Origin of the sequence: Fibrivirga algicola (genome assembly GCF_011742925.1) — a bacterium.
GTDB lineage: Bacteria > Bacteroidota > Bacteroidia > Cytophagales > Spirosomataceae > Fibrella > Fibrella algicola.
Genome location: NZ_WAEL01000030.1, coordinates 1 through 1,134 on the forward strand (window position 1 = coordinate 1; position 1,134 = coordinate 1,134).

The 1,134-nt window shown below is 55.1% G+C and carries 1 protein-coding gene; it reads right to left on the reverse strand.

The window, feature by feature from the left end:
• Positions 1-38 precede the first annotated feature (38 nt).
• The coding region (locus tag F7231_RS27060) for an Ig-like domain-containing protein (RefSeq protein ID WP_445451891.1) at positions 39-1,134 on the reverse strand (1,096 nt) is incomplete at its 5' end.

The window sequence follows — 1,134 nt, forward strand, 5'->3', positions numbered from 1 at the left end:
GGTTTTCATGTAACTATTTTTTCATTTAATAATAAAATCTACTGTTGCTTATTTAATTGGATTGGTTTACAAGCGTCTGGCAAACAGGACGAGCAAGGGGCTACCTGCCCTGTGAGGCGGGTGCTGCGGCAGCCGGTGTTCGTACTGGTATTGTTGGTGTCTCTGATCGTGAGGGAGTAGATCGCGGTACCGTTAGCGAGGAACCTTTTCGCATTGGGTTGTCCGATGCCGCCCACAGTCACTGCGGTTCCGTAGGGGGTTCCATTGGGCGTGCCTGGATTCAACACGGTGCCGCCAAGGCCATTAGCATCGGCGCCGAGTACAACCTCATAGCGGCCCGTGGCTCCTGGTGTACTGTTAGCGGCCTGCACAGTCACAGTGAAATAGTCATCAGCTGAGGTAGCGTCGGTCCCATTGTTGAGGCAGTTGCTTTGGGTAAATAGCGTGATTTCCACGCCAGGGAGTTGGCTTACGGTAGATACAGCCGTGGTAGAGCAACCGGTCTGACTGTTTGCGATTAGTACGGTATACGTACCCGGCGTGCTCGCGGAAACACTTTGGGTGGTAGCCGTGAAGCCGAGGGGACCCGCCCATTGGTATGTGAGCCCAGTTTGGCTGCTACTTACCGACAGTGTAGCTACCGGGGATTGACACGTGAGCGTAGCACTGTTGACCGTGGCCGTTATTGCTGCATTGACAGTAATCGTCGCTGAAGCAATGGCTGAGCAACCACTGGCGTTGGTGACGGTGACCGAATAAACGGTTGTTGTTGTCGGGGTGACACTGATCGTCGCCGTCGTCTGGCTGGTTGACCATTGATAACCGATACCTCCCGCCGCCGTCAGTGTGACTGAGTTGCCATTACAAATCGTGTTACTCGGACTGGCACTTACCGTAGCGGTCACCGCTGGATTCACTGTTACCGTGGCAGTAGTCACGGCTGAACAGCCGTTGCTGTTGGTCACCGTAACGCTATAGGTCGTCGTGGCCGTTGGTGCCACAGTCACTGTCTGAGTTGAGCCGGTACCAGCGGGTGACCAGTTGTAGGTGAAACCTGTGCCGCCTGTAGCGTTGGCCGTCAGCGTAGCCGTGGTTCCGTTACAGATGGTTTGGTTGGCTACCGTGGCCGTCACC